The sequence below is a fragment of the Methylibium sp. T29-B genome, assembly GCF_000576225.1.
Lineage (GTDB): Bacteria > Pseudomonadota > Gammaproteobacteria > Burkholderiales > Burkholderiaceae_C > Methylibium > Methylibium petroleiphilum.
Genome location: NZ_AZSN01000026.1, coordinates 21,100 through 38,033 on the forward strand (window position 1 = coordinate 21,100; position 16,934 = coordinate 38,033).

Consider the following 16,934-nt stretch of genomic DNA (forward strand, 5'->3'; position numbering starts at 1 on the left):
GAGCGAGTATGTGTGTCGTTTGTGGTTGTGCCGGGTCCGAGGATCCGAAAGCGGCGAAGCCTGTCGACGAGGCCGTGGTGGCGCAGGCGCAGGATCGTGACGCTGCGCCGAGCCTCTCGGGGACGCACGTTCACGTGGATCCTCGCCACGGCGACCTGCATTACGGTGCCGGCGCCGCACGCGTCTCGGTGCCCGGCATGAGCCAGGCGCGCGCGATCAAGCTCGAGACCGACATCCTCGGCGAGAACAACCGCATCGCGCGGCGCAATCGCCAGCACTTCGAGGCACATGGCGTGACGGCACTGAATCTGGTGTCCAGTCCCGGCTCCGGCAAGACCACTCTGCTGTGCGCCACCATCCAGGCGTTGCGCCGACGCCATCCCGGGCTGTCGGTGTCGGTCATCGAGGGCGACCAGCAGACCAGCTTCGACGCCGAGCGCATCCGTGCGACTGGTGCGCCGGCCATCCAGGTCAACACCGGCAAGGGCTGCCACCTCGATGCGCCGATGGTGGCGGATGCCTTCTCCCGGTTGCACACGCACGACCATCACGCAGACCACCACCACGCGCATCATCACGACGCGCACAGACTGCTGTTCATCGAGAACGTCGGCAACCTCGTCTGCCCCGCGGTGTGGGATCTGGGCGAGGCCGCCAAGGTGGCCATCCTCTCGGTGACCGAAGGCGAGGACAAGCCACTCAAGTACCCTGACATGTTCGCCGCCGCCTCGTTGATGGTGCTGAACAAGATCGACCTGCTGCCGCACTTGCACTTCGACGTCCAGCGCTGCATCCAGGCGGCCCGGCGCGTCAACCCGGCGATCGAGGTGATCCAGCTCTCGGCGACCAGCGGAGCCGGCATGGACGACTGGCTGCACTGGCTGGAGCATGCGATGTCGCCGGTCGACGCTCACCACCATCACCATCATGAGCCGGCGTCCCCGGCTCGCTCCGAAGGTCCGGATACCGAAGCTGCGCTGCGTCGGCGCGTGGCCGAGCTCGAAGCCGCGCTCGCTGCCGCTGCAGGGGCGGCAACGTCAGATTGAACGGCTGCATCGTGCCAAACGACCTGCCCACCGTACTGGCCGCTGGCGCCTGGCTGAAGAATGCCGCGTGCCTGCTCGAGGGCGGCGTGCCGGTCTGGTCGGCGTTGCACGGTGACCTGGGTGAACCGGGTGCCTGCTGCGCGCTCGATGCCTCAATGCAGTCGCTGCTGCGCCGACCCGGCCGGCCGGTGGCTGCGATCGCGCACGACCTGCACCCCGATTTCTACAGCACCCGCCTGGCGGTGTCTCTGGCCGCGGAGCTGGGGGTTCCCGCGATCGGCGTCCAGCACCACCACGCCCACATCGCGGCGGTGATGGCCGAGCATGGCGTCGATGAGGCGGTCGTCGGCCTGGCGCTGGACGGCGTCGGCCTGGGCACCGACGGCACCGCCTGGGGTGGTGAACTGCTGTGGGTCGACACCGCCGAATGGCAGCGCCTCGGCGGCCTCTGGCCGCTGGCACTGCCCGGAGGCGATGTGGCGGCACGCGAGCCCTGGCGGATGGCTGCGTCGGCGCTCCACGCGCTGGGCCGTGGGGGCGAGATCGGTGAGCGCTTCGTTGGCGCCGTGGGTGCGAGTGCCGCGTGCCTCGTGCAGCAGTTGCTCGTCGCCAGCTTCAACTGCCCTCCCACCAGCAGCGCCGGGCGCTGGTTCGACGCGGCCGCCGCTGCGCTGGGGCTGAGCGTTCGCCAGGCGCACGAGGCCGAGGCCGCGATCGCGCTGGAGCAACAGGCACGCGCGTGGATCGCGGCGAACGGCCGGCCGACGCGGACGGACATCGTCGATGCGAGCCGGGTCGATCGCCTCGACCTGCGCCCCTTGCTGGCGCGATTGCTCGATCACGGCGATGCTGCTGGCGGGGTGCCCGCCGAGGCCGCCTGGTTCCATGTGGCGCTGGCCGAGGCATTGGCCGGCTGGGCTGGTGCAGCAGCCCGCGAGCGCGGTGCGCGCACCGTGTGCCTCGGCGGCGGTTGCTTCTGCAATATGGTGCTCACCGAGCATGTCACCGCCGGCCTGCAGCGGCAGGGGCTGAAGGTGCTGAGGCCGCAGGCCCACACCTGCGGCGATGCGGCGCTGGCGCTCGGGCAGGCCTGGGTGGCCGCTCACCTGCTGCATGCCGGCGGCCGGCCCCTTTCCATCGAAGTCAACGAGAGCCTCTCATGTGCCTAGCCATCCCCGCCAAGCTGATCGAACTCAAGCCCGCCGACCAGGCCGTGGTCGACCTCGGCGGCATTCGCAAGGAGATCTCCGTGGCCCTGCTGCCCGGCGTGGCCGTCGGTGACTACGTGATCGTGCACGTCGGACATGCCATCGGGCAGATCGATCCGGCCGAAGCCGAGCGCACGCTCGCGATGTTCGGTGAAGTCGCCCGTTTGCCGGCCGCCTCGGGAGCGGCGCTGTCATGAAGTACATCGACGAGTTTCGCGACGGCGGCGTCGCCCAGAAGATCGCCGAGCGGCTGCGCCAGGAGGTTCGTCCGAACCGCAGCTACAGCTTCATGGAGTTCTGCGGCGGCCACACCCACGCCATCTCGCGTTATGGCGTCAGCGAGCTGCTGCCGGCCAATGTGCGCATGGTGCACGGTCCAGGCTGCCCGGTCTGCGTGCTGCCGATCGGCCGCATCGACCTGGCGATCAAGCTCGCACTCGAGCGTGGAGCCATCGTCTGTACCTACGGCGACACCATGCGCGTGCCGGCGTCCGACGGCCTGTCGCTGGTTCGTGCCAAGCGCGCGGTGGCGACATCCGCATGGTGTACTCGGCGGCCGATGCGCTCCAGATCGCGCGCCAGAACCCGCAGCGCGAGGTGGTGTTCTTCGCGATCGGCTTCGAGACGACCACGCCGCCCACGGCCCTGGCGATCCGCGACGCCCACAAGGAGGGGCTGGCGAATTTCAGCGTTCTGTGCTGCCATGTGCTCACGCCGTCGGCGATCACGCACATCCTCGAGTCGCCCGAAGTACGGCAGTTCGGCACGGTGCCGATCGATGGCTTCGTGGGGCCGGCGCACGTCAGCATCGTGATCGGTTCCGGACCCTACGAGCACTTCGCCCAGGAGTACCGCAAGCCGGTGGTCATCGCCGGCTTCGAGCCGCTCGACGTGATGCAGGCGGTGCTGATGCTCGTGCGTCAGGTGAACGAAGGGCGCGCCGAGGTCGAGAACGAGTTCACCCGTGCGGTCAACCGCGACGGCAATCTCAATGCGCAGGCGCTGGTGTCCGACATCTTCGAGCTGCGGCCGAGTTTCGAGTGGCGTGGCCTCGGTGAAGTGCCGTACAGCGCGCTCAAGATCCGCCCCGGCTTCGCCGCCTTCGATGCCGAGCGGCGCTTCCAGCTCGGCTACCAGCCGGTGGCCGACAACAAGGCCTGCGAATGCGGCGCCATCCTGCGCGGTGTGAAGAAGCCGACCGACTGCAAGATCTTCGGCACGGTGTGCACGCCGGAGAATCCGGTGGGGTCCTGCATGGTGTCCAGCGAGGGCGCCTGCGCGGCGCACTACTCCTACGGGCGGTTCAAGGACATCGCGATCGTGGCGGCAGCATGAGCATTGTCAAGAAGGACTACATCCGGCCGCTCGACATCAAGAACGGCCGCATCGACATGGGGCATGGCGCCGGCGGGCGCGCGGCGATGCAGCTGATCGAGGAGCTCTTCCTCGCGGCCTTCGACAACGACTACCTGCGCCAGGGCGACGATGGCGCGGCGTTTGCCATCCCGCAAGGCGAGCGCATGGTGATGGCGGTGGACGGCCACGTGGTGTCGCCGCTGTTCTTCCCTGGCGGCGACGTGGGCTGCCTCAGCGTACACGGCACGATCAACGACGTGGCGATGTCCGGCGCACGGCCGCTCTATCTGGCCGCCAGCTTCATCCTCGAAGAGGGCTTCCCGCTCGCCGATCTCAAGCGCATCGTCGAGTCGATGGCCGCTGCGGCGCGCGAGGCCGGCGTGCCGGTGATCACCGGCGACACCAAGGTCGTGGAGCAAGGCAAGGGCGATGGCGTCTTCATCAGCACCACCGGCGTCGGCGTGGTGCCAGTCGGTGTCGACGTCTCCGGCAGGAACGCGCGTCCCGGCGACGTGCTGCTGCTGTCCGGCACGATCGGCGAGCACGGCGTCGCGGTGCTGTCGCAGCGCGAGTCGCTCGAGTTCGAGACCACGATCCGCTCCGACACGGCGGCGCTGCACACCCTGGTGGCCGCGATGCTGCAGGCTGCGCCGGGGGGCGTGCGGGTGCTGCGCGACCCCACGCGCGGCGGCCTGGCCACGACGCTCAACGAGATCGCGCGCCAGTCCGGTGTCGGCATGCTGCTGCAGGAGGACGCGATCCCGGTGCTGCCGCAGGTCGATGCGGCCTGCGAACTGCTGGGCCTGGACCCGCTGTACATCGCCAACGAAGGCAAGCTGGTGGCCGCTTGCGCGCCCGAGGCAGTCGAGGCGGTGCTGGCGGCGATGCGCGCTCATCCTCTGGGCGCGCAGGCCGCGCGCATCGGTAGCGTCGTCGAAGACCCCCACCGCTTCGTGCAGATGGACACCCGCTTCGGCGGGCGCCGCGTCGTCGACTGGTTGAGCGGAGAGCAGTTGCCGCGCATTTGCTGACACCTCCGCATAGAGAGGCTGCGATGGACGATCCCGGGGACCGCGTGTACCGCAAGACCGATCGGGGCATGGGAGAAGTGAGGTTGCGGTCGGGGGGCTGTCGGCGCGATCGCGCACGGCGCTGATCCTCGTCAACGGGGTCGATTCGCTCGCCGCCCTGCGTGCCAAGATCGGCCCCGATGCCGACGCGCTCGTCGAAGCGCTCGCGGCCGAGGGCCATGTGGAGCCGGCTGCGCCGCCGGTGCGGCGGGTCGCCGGCAGCCCTGGCGCGCAGCCCCTGCCGGTGGACATCGCGGTGGAATCCGTCGCACCACGCGAGGCCGAAACGTCTGCCGCCGAGGTGCGGGAGCGCCTCGCACCGCTGCGCCGCGAGGCGCTGGCCCGGCTCGCGCCGCACTACGGCCCTGACGCCGTGGTCGTGGCCGGCCCGCTGTTGGGGGCCGCCACCCTCGAGGACTATTGCAAGGCGCTGGAGGCGCTGGAATCCAAGGTGTCCGTCAACCTCGGGCGCAAGCAGGCCATCAAGCTGCTGGCGGGGCTGAAGCCCGTCTGATCCCGACCCTCGACGAGCCACCATGCGCATCCTGCTGCTCTGCCACAGCTTCAACAGCCTCACCCAGCGCCTTTTCGTCGAACTCGGCGCCCGGGGGCACAGCGTGTCGGTGGAACTCGACGTGGCCGACAGCGTCACCGAAGAGGCGGTGGCGCTGTTCGGGCCCGACCTGGTAATCGCACCTTTTCTGAAGCGGCGCATCCCGGCATCGGTGTGGCACCGGGTGGTCTGCCTGGTGGTGCACCCCGGTCCGCCCGGTGACCGCGGGCCCTCGGCGCTCGACTGGGCCGTGCTCGAGTCCCGTCCTCGCTGGGGCGTGACGGTGCTTCAGGCCAACGACGAATTCGACGCCGGTCCCGTGTGGGCGCACGCCGAGTTCCCGATGCGCGACGCTGCCAAGGGCAGCCTCTACCGCGGCGAGGTGGCCGATGCCGCCGTCGCGGCGTCCTTGAAGGCGGTCGAACGCTTCGCCGCGCAGGGCGGGGCGGGCGCGCTCGATGGCAGCACCCGAGCCGACATCGAGGGGACCGCCGGCTGGCGCCCGGCGCTGCCGCAGTCGGCTCGCCGCATCGACTGGGACCACGACGACACGGCACACATCCTGGCCCGGCTGCGCAGTGCCGACGGCCAGCCGGGCGTGCGCGACCGGCTGTTCGACGTGGAATGCCATCTCTACGATGGCCACCCGGTCAGCGCCGCGACACTGGCCCGCGCGCCCGCGGGTGCGCCGGGCACCGTGGTGGCGCATCGCGACGGGACCTTGCTGCGCCGCACCGTCGATGGCGGTGTGTGGATCGGTCAGGTGCGCAGTCCGCAGGCCTGCGGCGACGGGCCATCGTTCAAACTGCCGGCAGCCCTCGCGTTCGCATCCCACGCGGCCGGCCTGCCGCAGCTCGATGCGCCGCTGGAGCGCGATGCCGATGAATGGGGTGAACTGCGCTACCGCGAACTCGGCCCGCGCGGCGCACGCGTGGGGTGCCTGTCGTTCGACTTCTACAACGGCGCGATGTCGACCGATCAGTGCCGTCGACTGCGGGCGGCGCTGCAGGAAGTTCGGCGGCGCGAAACGCAGGTGCTGCTGCTGCTCGGCGGGTCCGACTTCTTCAGCAATGGCATCCACCTGAACTGCATCGAGGCGGCCGCCCACCGGGCCGGCGACAGCGCGGCCGACGAATCCTGGCGCAACATCGAAGCGATGGACGACGTGGCACTGGAGCTGATCACGCTCACCGACCGGCTCACCGTGGCCGCTCTGCGCGGCAACGCCGGAGCCGGCGGTGCCTTCCTGGCGCTGGCGGCCGACGAGGTGTGGGCGCACCGGGGTGTCGTGCTGAATCCGCACTACAAGAACATGGGCAACCTCTACGGGTCCGAGTACTGGACCTACCTGCTGCCGCGGCGGCTGGGAGCGGCCGGCGCCGCGGCGCTGATGCAGCAGCGCTTGCCGGTCTCGGCGGCCGCGGCGCAGCGCTCGGGCCTGATCGATCGATGCTTCGACACCGGGGTGCGCGGCTTCGAAATCGAGGCAACTACCCATGCGCTGGCACTGGCGTCGGCCCACAATCTGGCCGAGCGCGTCGCTCTCAAGCGGCAGGTGCGCGACGCGGACGAGGCCCGGCGGCCCCTGGCCGCCTACAGAGAACAAGAGCTGTCCCGGATGCACCGCAATTTCTACGGCTTCGACCCGAGCTACCACGTCGCTCGCTATCACTTCGTGCACAAGCTGCCCCATGCCTGGACACCCCGGCATCTCGCGGTCCATCGCGAGGCCGCTGCCGGCAGCACGGAGCGCGCATGAGCGAGGTCGCCAGCCTGCCGACCGTCCTGGTGGTGGACGACGAAGTGCGTTCCCAGGACGCGATGCGGCGCACGCTCGACGAGGACTTCACGGTCCTCACCGCGAGCCATGCGGATGACGCCCGCAAGCAACTCGAGCGTTATGAGGTCAGCGTGATCCTGTGCGATCAGCGCATGCCGGGACTCACCGGCGTCGAGTTCCTGAAGGAAGTGCGCGAGCGCTGGCCCGACACGGTGCGCATCGTGATCTCCGGCTACACCGATTCCGAGGACATCATCGCCGGCATCAACGACGCCGGCATCTACCAGTACATCCTCAAGCCCTGGGTGCCGGACCACCTGCTCGACACGGTGCGCACCGCGGCGGAAGCCCGTGTGCTGCAGCGCGAGATGCACCGCCTCGACCTCGAGCTGCGTACCAGCACACCGGTGCTGCGCCAGCGTACCGCGCACAAGCTGGAGAAGGCGCGCAACACCTTCGACTTCGACCGCATCGAGCGCGCCGCAGGCAGCCCGCTCGATGGTGTGTGCGAGATGGCCGCGCGCGTGGCGCGCTATGACCTCAGCGTGCTGGTGCTCGGCGAATCCGGCACCGGCAAGGAGTTGCTTGCGCGCGCCATCCACTACGCCAGCCCGCGTGCCAGCGGCGCCTTCGTCGTCGAGAACTGCGCGGCCATTCCCGACACCCTGCTGGAGTCGGAGCTGTTCGGCCACAAGCGCGGCTCCTTCACCGGTGCGCACGAGGACCATCCGGGGCTGTTCCAGCGCGCCAATGGCGGGACGGTGTTTCTCGACGAGATCGGCGAGACCTCGCCGGCCTTCCAGGTGCGCCTGCTGCGCGTGCTGCAGGAGGGCGAGGTGCGGCCGGTCGGCGGCGTGCGCACCGTGCCGGTCAACGTGCGGGTGGTCGCGGCCACGCACCGCGACCTGGAGCAGCGCGTCCGCGAGGGCCTGTTCCGCGAAGACCTGTACTACCGCATCGCCGGCATCTCGCTGACGGTGCCACCGCTGCGCGAGCGCGGCGGCGACATCGAGCCGATCGCGCGCCGCCTGGTGCGCGAGGTGAGCGCCGAACTGGGGCGGCCCGGCGCCGAGCTCAGCGACGAGGCGATGGCCTGCCTGATGGGCTACCCCTGGCCCGGCAACATCCGCGAGCTGCGCAACGAGATCGCCCGCGCGGTGGCGCTGAGCGCCACCGAATGCATCGAGGCGCAGGCCTTCTCGCTGCGCGTGCTGCATGGGCAGGCCGGCCTGTCCGCCACCGCGCAGGCCACGCCGCTGCCGCGCAGCGGCACGCTGGGCGAGCGGCTCGATGCCATCGAGGCGATGATCCTGCGCGAGACGCTGCTGCGCCACCGCTGGAACAAGACTCGCGCGGCCAAGGAACTGGGCCTGTCGCGCGTCGGGCTGCGTGGCAAGATGCTGAGATTCGGGCTGGAAGGATGAGCATGGGCGCTGCGGCGGGATTCAACGTGCTGTGGCTGCAGTCGGGGGGATGTGGTGGCTGCAGCATGTCGCTGCTGTGCGCCGACACGACCGACTTCCACGGCCAGTTGCGCGACGCCGGCATCGACCTGCTGTGGCACCCCTCGCTCTCGATCGAGAGCGGGCACGAGCTGAGCACCATGCTCGACCGCATCGCCGATGGCCGCCTGCGGCTCGACGCCCTGTGCATCGAAGGCTCCCTGCTGCGCGGCCCGCATGGCAGCGGTCGCTTCCACGTGCTGGCCGGCACCGGCATCCCGATGATCCACTGGGTCTCGCGGTTGGCGGCCAGGGCCCGGCACGTGGTGGCGGTCGGCAGCTGCGCGGCCTGGGGCGGCGTGACCGCCGGTGGCGACAACCCCACCGATGCCTGCGGCCTGCAGTTCGAGGACGACCGTCGCGGTGGCCTGCTCGGTACCGACTTCCGTTCTGAGAGTGGCCTGCCGGTGATCAACATCGCTGGCTGTCCCACGCATCCGAGCTGGGTGATCGACACGCTGATGGCGCTGGCCGCTGAGAGCTTCACGGCCGGCGACCTCGACCAGCTGGGCCGTCCGCGCTTCTATGCCGATCAGCTGGTGCACCACGGCTGCACCCGCAACGAATACTACGAATTCAAGGCCAGCGCCGAGAAGCCGTCGGACCTGGGTTGCATGATGGAGCACATGGGCTGCAAGGGCACACAGGTGCATGCGGACTGCAACACGCGGCTGTGGAACGGCGAGGGCTCGTGCACCCGGGGCGGCTACGCCTGCGTCGCCTGCACCGAGCCGGGCTTCCAGGAACCGGGCCACCCCTTCCACCAGACACCCAAGCTGGCCGGCATCCCGATCGGCCTGCCGACCGACATGCCCAAGGCCTGGTTCGTCGCGCTTGCGTCGCTGTCGAAGTCGGCGACGCCCAGGCGCGTGAAGCTCAATGCCGTGGCCGATCACCTGGTGGTCACGCCGGCGGTGCGCAAGACGCGCCTGAAATGACCCGCCTGCTCGTCGGCCCGTTCAACCGCGTCGAAGGCGATCTCGAAGTCACGCTCGACATCGCCGACGGCCGGGTGACGTCGGCGCGCGTCAACGCGCCGATGTACCGCGGCTTCGAGCAGATCCTGCGCGGCAAGAACCCGCACGATGCACTGGTCTACGTGCCGCGCATCTGCGGCATCTGCTCGGTCTCGCAGTCGGTGGCGTCGGCGCGCGCCCTGGCCGACCTGGGCGGCCTGGAGATGCCGCCCAACGGCCAGCACGCCACCAATGTGATCCTCGCCACCGAGAACCTGGCCGATCACCTGACGCACTTCTACCTCTTCTTCATGCCGGACTTCACTCGTCCGGTCTATGCGTCGCGAGCCTGGCATGCCGAAGCCGAACGCCGCTTCGCCCCGCAGACCGGCGAACAGACGCGCGCGGCCATCGCGGCGCGCCAGCGCTGGTTCACGCTGCTCGGCACCCTGGCCGGCAAGTGGCCTCACACGCAGAGCATCGAGCCGGGCGGCTCCACGCGGCCGATCGAGGCAGCCGAGCGTGTGCGCCTGCTGTCGCGCGTGCGCGAGTTCCGGGCCTTCCTCGAGCGCCAGCTGTTCGCCGCACCGCTGGAGCAGGTGAGCTCGATCGCCAGCGAAGCCGAGCTGTGGGCCTGGCATGCGCAGGACCCGTGGCGCGGCGACTTCCGGTTGTTCCTGAGCATGGTCAAGGACGCTGCCTTGGAGCGTCTCGGCCCTGGCCCCGGGCGCTACCTCAGCTACGGCGCTACCCGCAGCCGGACGGCGGCTTCGAGCTCGGCGGCGGCGTGTGGCATGCGCAGCGCGCGGTGCTGTCGCGTCTCGACGAGGCGGCGATACGAGAGGACGCGACGCATGCCTGGCTGGCCGACAGCGCCGCCCCGCGCCATCCGCTCGACGGCCTGACGCTGCCCGACGCCGACAAGCCCGACGCCTACACGTGGAACAAGGCGCCACGGCTCGCCGGCGAGGTGGTCGAGACCGGTGCCATCGCCCGCCAGCTGGCATCGGCGCAGCCGCTGGTGCGCGACGCGGTGGCGCGCCACGGCGGCACCGTCTACACCCGCGTGCTGGCGCGCCTGATCGAACTGGCGCGCGTGGTGCCGATGATGGAGCGCTGGTTGCAGCAGTTGCAGAGCGGCGAGTCCTACTGCGTGCCGAGCCCGCATTTCACCGAGGCGTCGGCGTGGGCCTGAGCGAGGCCGCGCGTGGCAGCCTGGGCCACTGGATCGTCGCCAGCCGCGGCCAGATCGCCAACTACCAGATCGTCGCGCCCACCACCTGGAACTTCTCGCCGCGAGACGCCGCCGGCACGCCCGGCGCGCTGGAGCAGGCGCTCGAGGGCGCGCCGGTGCAAGAGGGCGAACTGACGCCGGTGGCGGTGCAGCACATCGTGCGCTCGTTCGATCCGTGCATGGTGTGCACGGTGCATTGACCGATTCTCCTCTCCACCTTCACCGACCGGCTCGCATGGAACGCTTCACCATCTCCCTCGACGACAAGCTCGCGCACGAATTCGACCACTGGATCGCCGACCGCGGCTATGCCAACCGTTCGGAGGCGGTGCGCGACCTGCTGCGTGCGGAGATGGAGCGCACGCGACAGAACAAGGACGAGTCGGTGCACTGCGTGGCCTGCCTGTCGTACATCTTCAACCACCACCAGCGCGAACTCACCGAGCGCATCACCGAGCTGCAGCACGATCACCACGATCTTGCGGTGTCGACGATGCACGCGCACCTCGATCACGACCATTGCCTCGAGACCGTGATCCTCCGCGGCCCGACGCTGGCGGTGAGGCGCTTCGCCGACGCGGTGTGCGCCGAGCGCGGCGTGCACCACGCAAGCTCAACCTCATCAGCGTGGAACTGCACCACAGCCACAAGCACGGACGCGGCGCGCACCACGCGGCGCACGTGCATCCGAAGCCGGCATCCTGAGCCGCGGCGTCTGCCCCGACCCACCTAGGCCCTGCACCGCAGGGCCTTTTTTCTTGGGGCGCGACGGGTGGGTTGCGTCCGTGGGCGTGTCTGCCACCGAGACCACAGCGCTCACTGAGCGTTTCGACGTCTCTGCTGGAAGCGCGGTGATCGGGGGTTTGCTCGTGGTTCGACGTCCTTCACCGGGCGTCGGATGCCATCCGGGATGGGTGGCACGGAAGTTGTATGAACTTAATAAAAATCATCATACTCATGGGTGCGCCGGTTGCCCATGAGTCGTTCTGCAACGAGGAGACCCAGTGCACCACGCTTTCGATCGGCGCCTTTCGCCGAGCACCCTGTTGTTGACCGCGCTGGCGGTGGGCCCTGTCCTGGCGCAGCAGAACCCCGACGAACCTGCCGCTGCGGAACTGGCCGCTGTTCGTATCGTCGGCTCGGCCGAGAAAACCAAGGGCAGCGTCACGCTCGACGCGCGGGGGCTGCCCGCTGCGGTGACGGTCATCGGGCGCGAAGACATCGCACGGACGAACGTCGGCCGCGACTACACCGATCTGCTGCGCCGCGTGCCGGGCGTCAACGCCTACAGTTTCGGCCAGGGCGACATCGGCAGCCCGATCAAGATGCGGGGCTTTACCGGCACCGGCGCACACGGCGGCGACGTGGCCATCTACGTGGACGGCGTGCCGCAGAACTTCCCGTCCGCCAACCAGGGCGGGCCCGGGATGAGCGATCTGTCGTGGCTCACGCCCGACATGATCGAGCGCATCGAGGTCATCAAGGGGCCGTTCTCTGCGCTGTACGGCGACCAGAACCGCGCCGGGGCGATCAACATCGTCACGCGCGACCGGGGCGAATCGAGTCTCGGGCTGAGTGCCGGCAGCTACGGCAGCGGCCGCGGCACGGCGGTGTTCTCCGGCGAACATGGCGCGGTCCGATCCTTCGTAGTCGCCGATCTCTACCGCACCGACGGCTATCGCGACAACTCGGGGGTGGCGCGCGGCAACCTGTTCGCCAAGGCTTCGCTCGACACCGGCGATGCCCTGTGGGCGCTTCGCGGCAGCTACTACAAGTCCGACTGGGACGCACCCGGCTACCTCAGCTTTGCGTCGCTGGTGAACGGCGCGGTCGGGCCGCGCGACCGTGATCCGACCGCGCCGCCACTGTTCGGCGATGCCGAACGCTATGGCCTTGTGCTGACCCGCTGTCCGGCGCGTGGCGAGGAGGGCTGGCATGCCTCGGTCTTTGCCGAGCACTACGAGAAGCGACGCGCCAATCCGGCAGGAGGCAATCCGAACGGCTACAACGTGCAGAACGACGATCGCGCCGTCTACGGTGGCCGGGCGCAGTACCACCTCGGGGTCGGCGCAAAGGCAGCGGTCACGGCCGGCGCCGAGCTCCGCGCAGACCGCGGGACCGGCATCAACCAGCGCTGGGACACGCCGGCGGGGCCGGGCGCGAACGTCAACAACCACTGGGATCTGGATCTGTTGACGTACGGCCTGTTCGCCCAGGGGCAATGGCAGGTTCTGGAATCGTTCAAGCTGGTCGGCGGCGTGCGGCGCGACGCCTTCGATTACCGGATCGACAACCTGAAGCAGCCTGCTGCCTCGGTGGACTACGACGCGTCGGTGACCACGCCGCGCGCGGGGTTCGTCTGGTCGCCGCTCAAGGCGCTGGACATCTACGCCAATGTGGGCGAGGGCTTTCGCTCGCCGGCGGAACGGGAGCTGTCGCCGCCCGGGCCGTTGGGGCCGCTGGGTGCGCCCGGAGGTGCCTCGTTCCCGGACCTGAAGCCCCCGAAGGTGAAGGCTCGCGACGTCGGCTTCAACGCCCGACTCGGAACGCGGTGGACGCTGTCGGCTGCGGCCTACCACACGGTGAACAAGAGCGAGATCCGCGAAACCACGCCCGGAAGCGGTGTCTACGCTGGCATCGGCGACACCACGCGCAACGGCTGGGAGGCCGATGTTCGCTTCGATGCCACCGACGCGTTGAGCCTCTATGCGAGCTACGGGAACGTCAAGGGGCGCATCAACACGCCCGTCAATGCCGGGCAGGACCTGATTTCCGGCCTGCCTGAACACACCTACCGGCTCGGCGGCGAGTACACGGCAGCGCTGGCCGCGGGCCTGCTGCGTACGAATGCCGATGTCTTCCAACTCTCCGGTGCGCCTTACTACGTCGGCGCGAGCCCGGTACCGCTGTTCAGCCGCATCTACACGCGCTACGACCTGCGTGTCTCGCTCGAACGGAACCGCGTGCGATACGCGGTGTACGGTGTCTTCCAACCCCACGCGTTCGCCAGCGAGCAGGCCGGCACCAGCGTCGATCCCCGCCCCCGCGCCGATGTCGGCGTGGCCTTGACCTACACCTTCTGACCAGGAGATCCCATGATCGCTCGACACCCTTCTCTGCAGGTCCTCCTCGCTGCCGCCTTGGCGGGCACGGCACTGTCCGCTCGATCGCACGATGCCTGGATCGCCGCCAAAGGCGAGGCCTACGCCGTGCTCTACGGCCACGGCGAGCAGGTCGAGGCCTATGCCCCCGCGAAGGTGAAGTCGCTGTCGGCGCTCGATGCCAAGGGAGCCGCCATCGCCGTGAAGCGCCAGGACGGCAGCGATGCGGTGCGTGCGACGCTGTCGCAGGCACCCTCGCTGATGACGCTTCACTTCGACAATGGCTACTGGAGCAAGACCGCAGGCGCGGATGCGACGTCCAAGAACCTGCCGAAGAACGAGGTGCCCGGTGCGGTCAGCGCGGTGCACTCGGTGAAATACGGCAAGACCGTGTTTGCCTGGAGTGCGGCCGTGACCAAGCCGCAAGGCCAGCGGCTCGAACTGGTGCCGCTGAGCGCCGCCGCACCCGCCGCCGGCAAGTCGCTGCCGGTGCAGGTGCTGTGGGATGGCAAGCCGCTGGCCGGTGCGAAGCTCGTGCGTGCCAAGTACAGCAAGGAGGCCCCCATCGAGGCCGACGCCGAAGGCAAGGCGCAGGTACCGGTGGTCGCCGGCGAGCAGACCCTGTCGGTCAACCGCAAGCAGGACCTCGCGAACGATCCGCGGGCCGACAGCGAGTCGATCTCGGCCAACCTCGTCTTCACGGTGCATTGATCGATCGGAGGGATACGGAAGATGAGTCTCGTCGCACGCCGCAGCGCGCGGTCTTCGGTCGCCTGCCTGTTACCCTGGGTCCTGACCGGGATGATCGGCTCCGTATCGGCCCATGAAGTGCATGAGGAGGTGTCGCGGGCGCAGGCCACGGTGGTCCGCCTGACCTATGCCGACGGTGAGCCGTTCTCTTTCGAACGCTACGAACTGTTCGCCGACGGCAGCACCCAGCCCACGCTGTCCGGCAGCACCGACGGGCAGGGGCGCGCGGTCTTCCTGCCCGATCAGGTGAAACGCTGGCGCGTCCGCGCCTTCTCCGCCGATGGGCACGGGGTGGACGTGAACTTCGAGACGTCCGGCGAGGCCGCGATCTCCGTCCCGGGTCCGGCGACCGACCGCACCTCGCGCGTGCTGCTCGGTGTGCTGGTGATCCTGGCGCTGTTCTGCGCGCTGCAGCTCTTCGTCCGCGGGCGCAGGCCGCGCGGTGCGGTCGCACGAGACGGGTCCGATGCACATCCCTGACGGCTTCCTCTCGCCGCAGACCTTTCTGCCGGCCTACGCGGTGGCGGGCGTTGCCTGGCTGTGGGCGGCGCGCAGCCTGCGCCGGCAACTGGACGACCAGACCGTGCCCAAGCTCGCGGCGCTGACGGCCCTGGCCTACGGTCTCGGGCTGATCATGCTGCCGATCCCGGGGGGCACGTCGGGGCATCTGCTGGGCGTGGCGATGCTGGCGCTGCTGTTCGGTGTCCGTCTCGCCTTCCTGTCCTACAGCCTGGTGCTGCTGCTGCAGTCGCTGCTGTTCGGTGCCGGAGGCGTCACCGCCCTGCCGATCAATGCCTTGGCCATGGGGCTGGCGGGCGCCGCGATGGCCGTGCTGGTGTTTCGCGCGCTGCGGCGGCTCGGCGAGCCACTCGCCGTGGTGGCTGCTGCGTGGTGTTCCGTGATGCTCTCTGGCCTGATCGTCGGTCTGGTGCTCGGTCTGCAGCCGCTGATCGCTCAACGCCCCGACGGGACGCCGCTCTTCTTCCCGTTCGGCTTCGCCGTCGTGCTGCCGGCGGTGCTGGTGCCGCATGCGCTGATCGGCGTGGGAGAGGCGGCCCTGACGTTGCTGGTCTGGCGTTTCGCCCGCGGCCGCGGCTGGGTCGCGGCGGAAGGGCAGGCCGAACCTTCGGTGCGATGCGCATGAACCCGTCCTGCTGTCCGGCCCCGGCCGACGGCTTGCCGGCCACGACCCCGAGGGCCGCGCGTCACGCGCAGTGGTGGCTGGCCGGCTACGCCACTGCCGTGGTGGCGGTGAGTTTCGTGCACGATCCTCGGGTGCTGGCCGGCCTGCTGGGCCTCGCGTTGGCCGCCAGCGGGTCCACACGCTGGCGCCTGCTTCGGCGTGCCCTGCTGGCGGTGCTGGCCTTCAACCTGTCCGTGAGCCTGGGGTATCTGGGGGTCTCGCTGTGGCAGGGCGCGTTCCGGCCGGCCTACCTCGTGCTGGTCAATCTGCGCGTGCTGCTGCTCGTGTTCCTGGGTTTCTGGTTCGTGTCGCGGGTCAATGTGCTGCAGGCCCTGTCGTTCTCGCCGACCTTGAGTTTCGTGGCCATGCTCGCTGTCGGGCAGGTCACGGTGTTCCTGCGCGTTCTGCGCGACTTCCGGCTGGCCTTCGTGAGCCGCAACCCGGGCCGCCCGCGTTGGAGCGATCGCGCTCGCAACGCCTCGGCCCAGGCCACGCACCTGCTGGACAAGTCGGTGGCCAGCGCTGCGGAGGCTTCCCTGGCCATGCGATCGAGAGGATGCTTCGATGATTGAGCTGCAGGGCGTGAGTTTCGGCTGGCCCGACAGGCCCCCGGCTTTCAGCGGCCTCACGCTGCGCATCGAGGCCGGCGAGAAGGTAGTGCTGCTCGGTCCCAACGGCAGCGGGAAGTCCACGCTGCTCAAGCTGCTCAACGGCCTGATCGACCCGACCGCAGGGCGCAGCTTCCACGACGGGGAGGAGGTCACCGTGCAGCGCCTGCGCGACCGCGATCGGGCCCGGCGCTTTCGCCGCGAGTGCGTGCTGCTGTTCCAGCACCCGGAGGCGATGCTGTTCAACGCGACTGTGCGCGACGAGATTGCCTACGGCCCGCGCCAGCTCGGTCTGGCCGATGTGGATGCGCGCGTCGCTCGCTGGGCCCGCGAACTGCGGCTCGAGGCCTTGCTCGACGCGCCGCCTTTCCATCTTTCGGGCGGTGAGAAGCAGAAGGTCGCGTTGGCCGCGGTGCTGGCGCTCGACCCCAAGGTCCTGCTGCTCGACGAGCCGTCGGCCAACCTCGATCCCCGCACGGCCGGCTGGCTGGCGGATTACCTGCTCGACACCCGGGCGACCGTCATCGTCAGCACGCACAACCTGTCAATGGCTTCGGAGTTCGGGGAGCGCTGTCTCGTCCTCGAGC

The 16,934-nt window shown here is 69.5% G+C and carries 18 protein-coding genes and 1 pseudogene; all 19 read left to right on the forward strand.

Going from position 1 to position 16,934, the window contains the following annotated elements; translation table 11 throughout:
- Window positions 1-8 precede the first annotated feature (8 nt).
- Complete coding sequence (hypB, locus tag Y694_RS06550) at window positions 9-1,046, forward strand: hydrogenase nickel incorporation protein HypB (protein WP_036230915.1); 1,038 nt, start codon at window positions 9-11, stop codon at window positions 1,044-1,046.
- An 11-nt stretch (window positions 1,047-1,057) separates the two neighbouring features.
- Complete coding sequence (locus Y694_RS06555) at window positions 1,058-2,215, forward strand: hypothetical protein (RefSeq protein ID WP_036230950.1); 1,158 nt, start codon at window positions 1,058-1,060, stop codon at window positions 2,213-2,215.
- On the forward strand, window positions 2,206-2,451 hold the full coding sequence (locus Y694_RS06560; RefSeq protein WP_036230917.1) for a HypC/HybG/HupF family hydrogenase formation chaperone: 246 nt from the start codon (window positions 2,206-2,208) through the stop codon (window positions 2,449-2,451). The genes Y694_RS06555 and Y694_RS06560 overlap by 10 nt, the downstream gene beginning before the upstream one ends.
- Window positions 2,448-3,589: pseudogene (gene hypD / locus Y694_RS06565) on the forward strand (hydrogenase formation protein HypD). The gene Y694_RS06560 and the pseudogene hypD overlap by 4 nt, the downstream one beginning before the upstream one ends.
- On the forward strand, window positions 3,586-4,641 hold the full coding sequence (hypE, locus tag Y694_RS06570) for a hydrogenase expression/formation protein HypE (protein WP_011830394.1): 1,056 nt from the start codon (window positions 3,586-3,588) through the stop codon (window positions 4,639-4,641). Before hypD ends, hypE begins: the two are co-directional and overlap by 4 nt.
- Before the next feature lie 283 nt (window positions 4,642-4,924).
- Window positions 4,925-5,194 carry a hypothetical protein gene (locus Y694_RS22450; protein ID WP_051511770.1) on the forward strand — a complete coding sequence of 90 codons (270 nt, stop codon included), beginning with the start codon at window positions 4,925-4,927 and terminating at the stop codon, window positions 5,192-5,194.
- Between the two features lie 22 nt (window positions 5,195-5,216).
- Window positions 5,217-6,992 (forward strand): enoyl-CoA hydratase-related protein, encoded by a 1,776-nt coding sequence (locus tag Y694_RS06580; protein ID WP_036230921.1) that lies wholly within the window; start codon window positions 5,217-5,219, stop codon window positions 6,990-6,992.
- The gene (locus tag Y694_RS06585) at window positions 6,989-8,437 is read left to right on the forward strand and encodes a sigma-54 dependent transcriptional regulator (RefSeq protein WP_011830391.1); all 1,449 of its coding nucleotides are present in this window, start codon (window positions 6,989-6,991) and stop codon (window positions 8,435-8,437) included. Before Y694_RS06580 ends, Y694_RS06585 begins: the two co-directional genes overlap by 4 nt.
- Window positions 8,434-9,453, forward strand: coding sequence for a HupU protein (locus Y694_RS06590; RefSeq protein WP_036230924.1), 1,020 nt, complete (start codon window positions 8,434-8,436; stop codon window positions 9,451-9,453). Before Y694_RS06585 ends, Y694_RS06590 begins: the two co-directional genes overlap by 4 nt.
- Complete coding sequence (locus Y694_RS26685) at window positions 9,450-10,376, forward strand: nickel-dependent hydrogenase large subunit (protein WP_310732211.1); 927 nt, start codon at window positions 9,450-9,452, stop codon at window positions 10,374-10,376. The genes Y694_RS06590 and Y694_RS26685 overlap by 4 nt, the downstream gene beginning before the upstream one ends.
- Window positions 10,280-10,666 carry a nickel-dependent hydrogenase large subunit gene (locus Y694_RS26690; RefSeq protein ID WP_310732212.1) on the forward strand — a complete coding sequence of 129 codons (387 nt, stop codon included), beginning with the start codon at window positions 10,280-10,282 and terminating at the stop codon, window positions 10,664-10,666. The genes Y694_RS26685 and Y694_RS26690 overlap by 97 nt, the downstream gene beginning before the upstream one ends.
- Window positions 10,657-10,905 (forward strand): nickel-dependent hydrogenase large subunit, encoded by a 249-nt coding sequence (locus Y694_RS26695; RefSeq protein ID WP_310732213.1) that lies wholly within the window; start codon window positions 10,657-10,659, stop codon window positions 10,903-10,905. Before Y694_RS26690 ends, Y694_RS26695 begins: the two co-directional genes overlap by 10 nt.
- 35 nt (window positions 10,906-10,940) lie before the next feature.
- Window positions 10,941-11,438 (forward strand): nickel-responsive transcriptional regulator NikR, encoded by a 498-nt coding sequence (nikR, locus tag Y694_RS06600; protein ID WP_231497564.1) that lies wholly within the window; start codon window positions 10,941-10,943, stop codon window positions 11,436-11,438.
- A 271-nt stretch (window positions 11,439-11,709) separates the two neighbouring features.
- The gene (locus Y694_RS06605; protein WP_036230927.1) at window positions 11,710-13,788 is read left to right on the forward strand and encodes a TonB-dependent receptor; all 2,079 of its coding nucleotides are present in this window, start codon (window positions 11,710-11,712) and stop codon (window positions 13,786-13,788) included.
- A 12-nt stretch (window positions 13,789-13,800) separates the two neighbouring features.
- Complete coding sequence (locus tag Y694_RS06610) at window positions 13,801-14,517, forward strand: DUF4198 domain-containing protein (protein WP_036230931.1); 717 nt, start codon at window positions 13,801-13,803, stop codon at window positions 14,515-14,517.
- Window positions 14,518-14,538: 21 nt separating this feature from the next.
- Window positions 14,539-15,036 (forward strand): hypothetical protein, encoded by a 498-nt coding sequence (locus Y694_RS06615; RefSeq protein ID WP_036230934.1) that lies wholly within the window; start codon window positions 14,539-14,541, stop codon window positions 15,034-15,036.
- Window positions 15,023-15,700, forward strand: a complete 678-nt coding sequence (locus Y694_RS06620) for an energy-coupling factor ABC transporter permease (RefSeq protein ID WP_036230937.1) — start codon at window positions 15,023-15,025, stop codon at window positions 15,698-15,700. The genes Y694_RS06615 and Y694_RS06620 overlap by 14 nt, the downstream gene beginning before the upstream one ends.
- A complete protein-coding gene (locus Y694_RS06625) occupies window positions 15,697-16,311 on the forward strand; it encodes a hypothetical protein (protein ID WP_036230951.1) in 615 nt (204 codons plus the stop codon). Before Y694_RS06620 ends, Y694_RS06625 begins: the two co-directional genes overlap by 4 nt.
- The coding region (locus Y694_RS06630; protein ID WP_036230940.1) for an energy-coupling factor ABC transporter ATP-binding protein at window positions 16,304-16,934 on the forward strand (631 nt) is incomplete at its 3' end. The genes Y694_RS06625 and Y694_RS06630, both read left to right, overlap by 8 nt.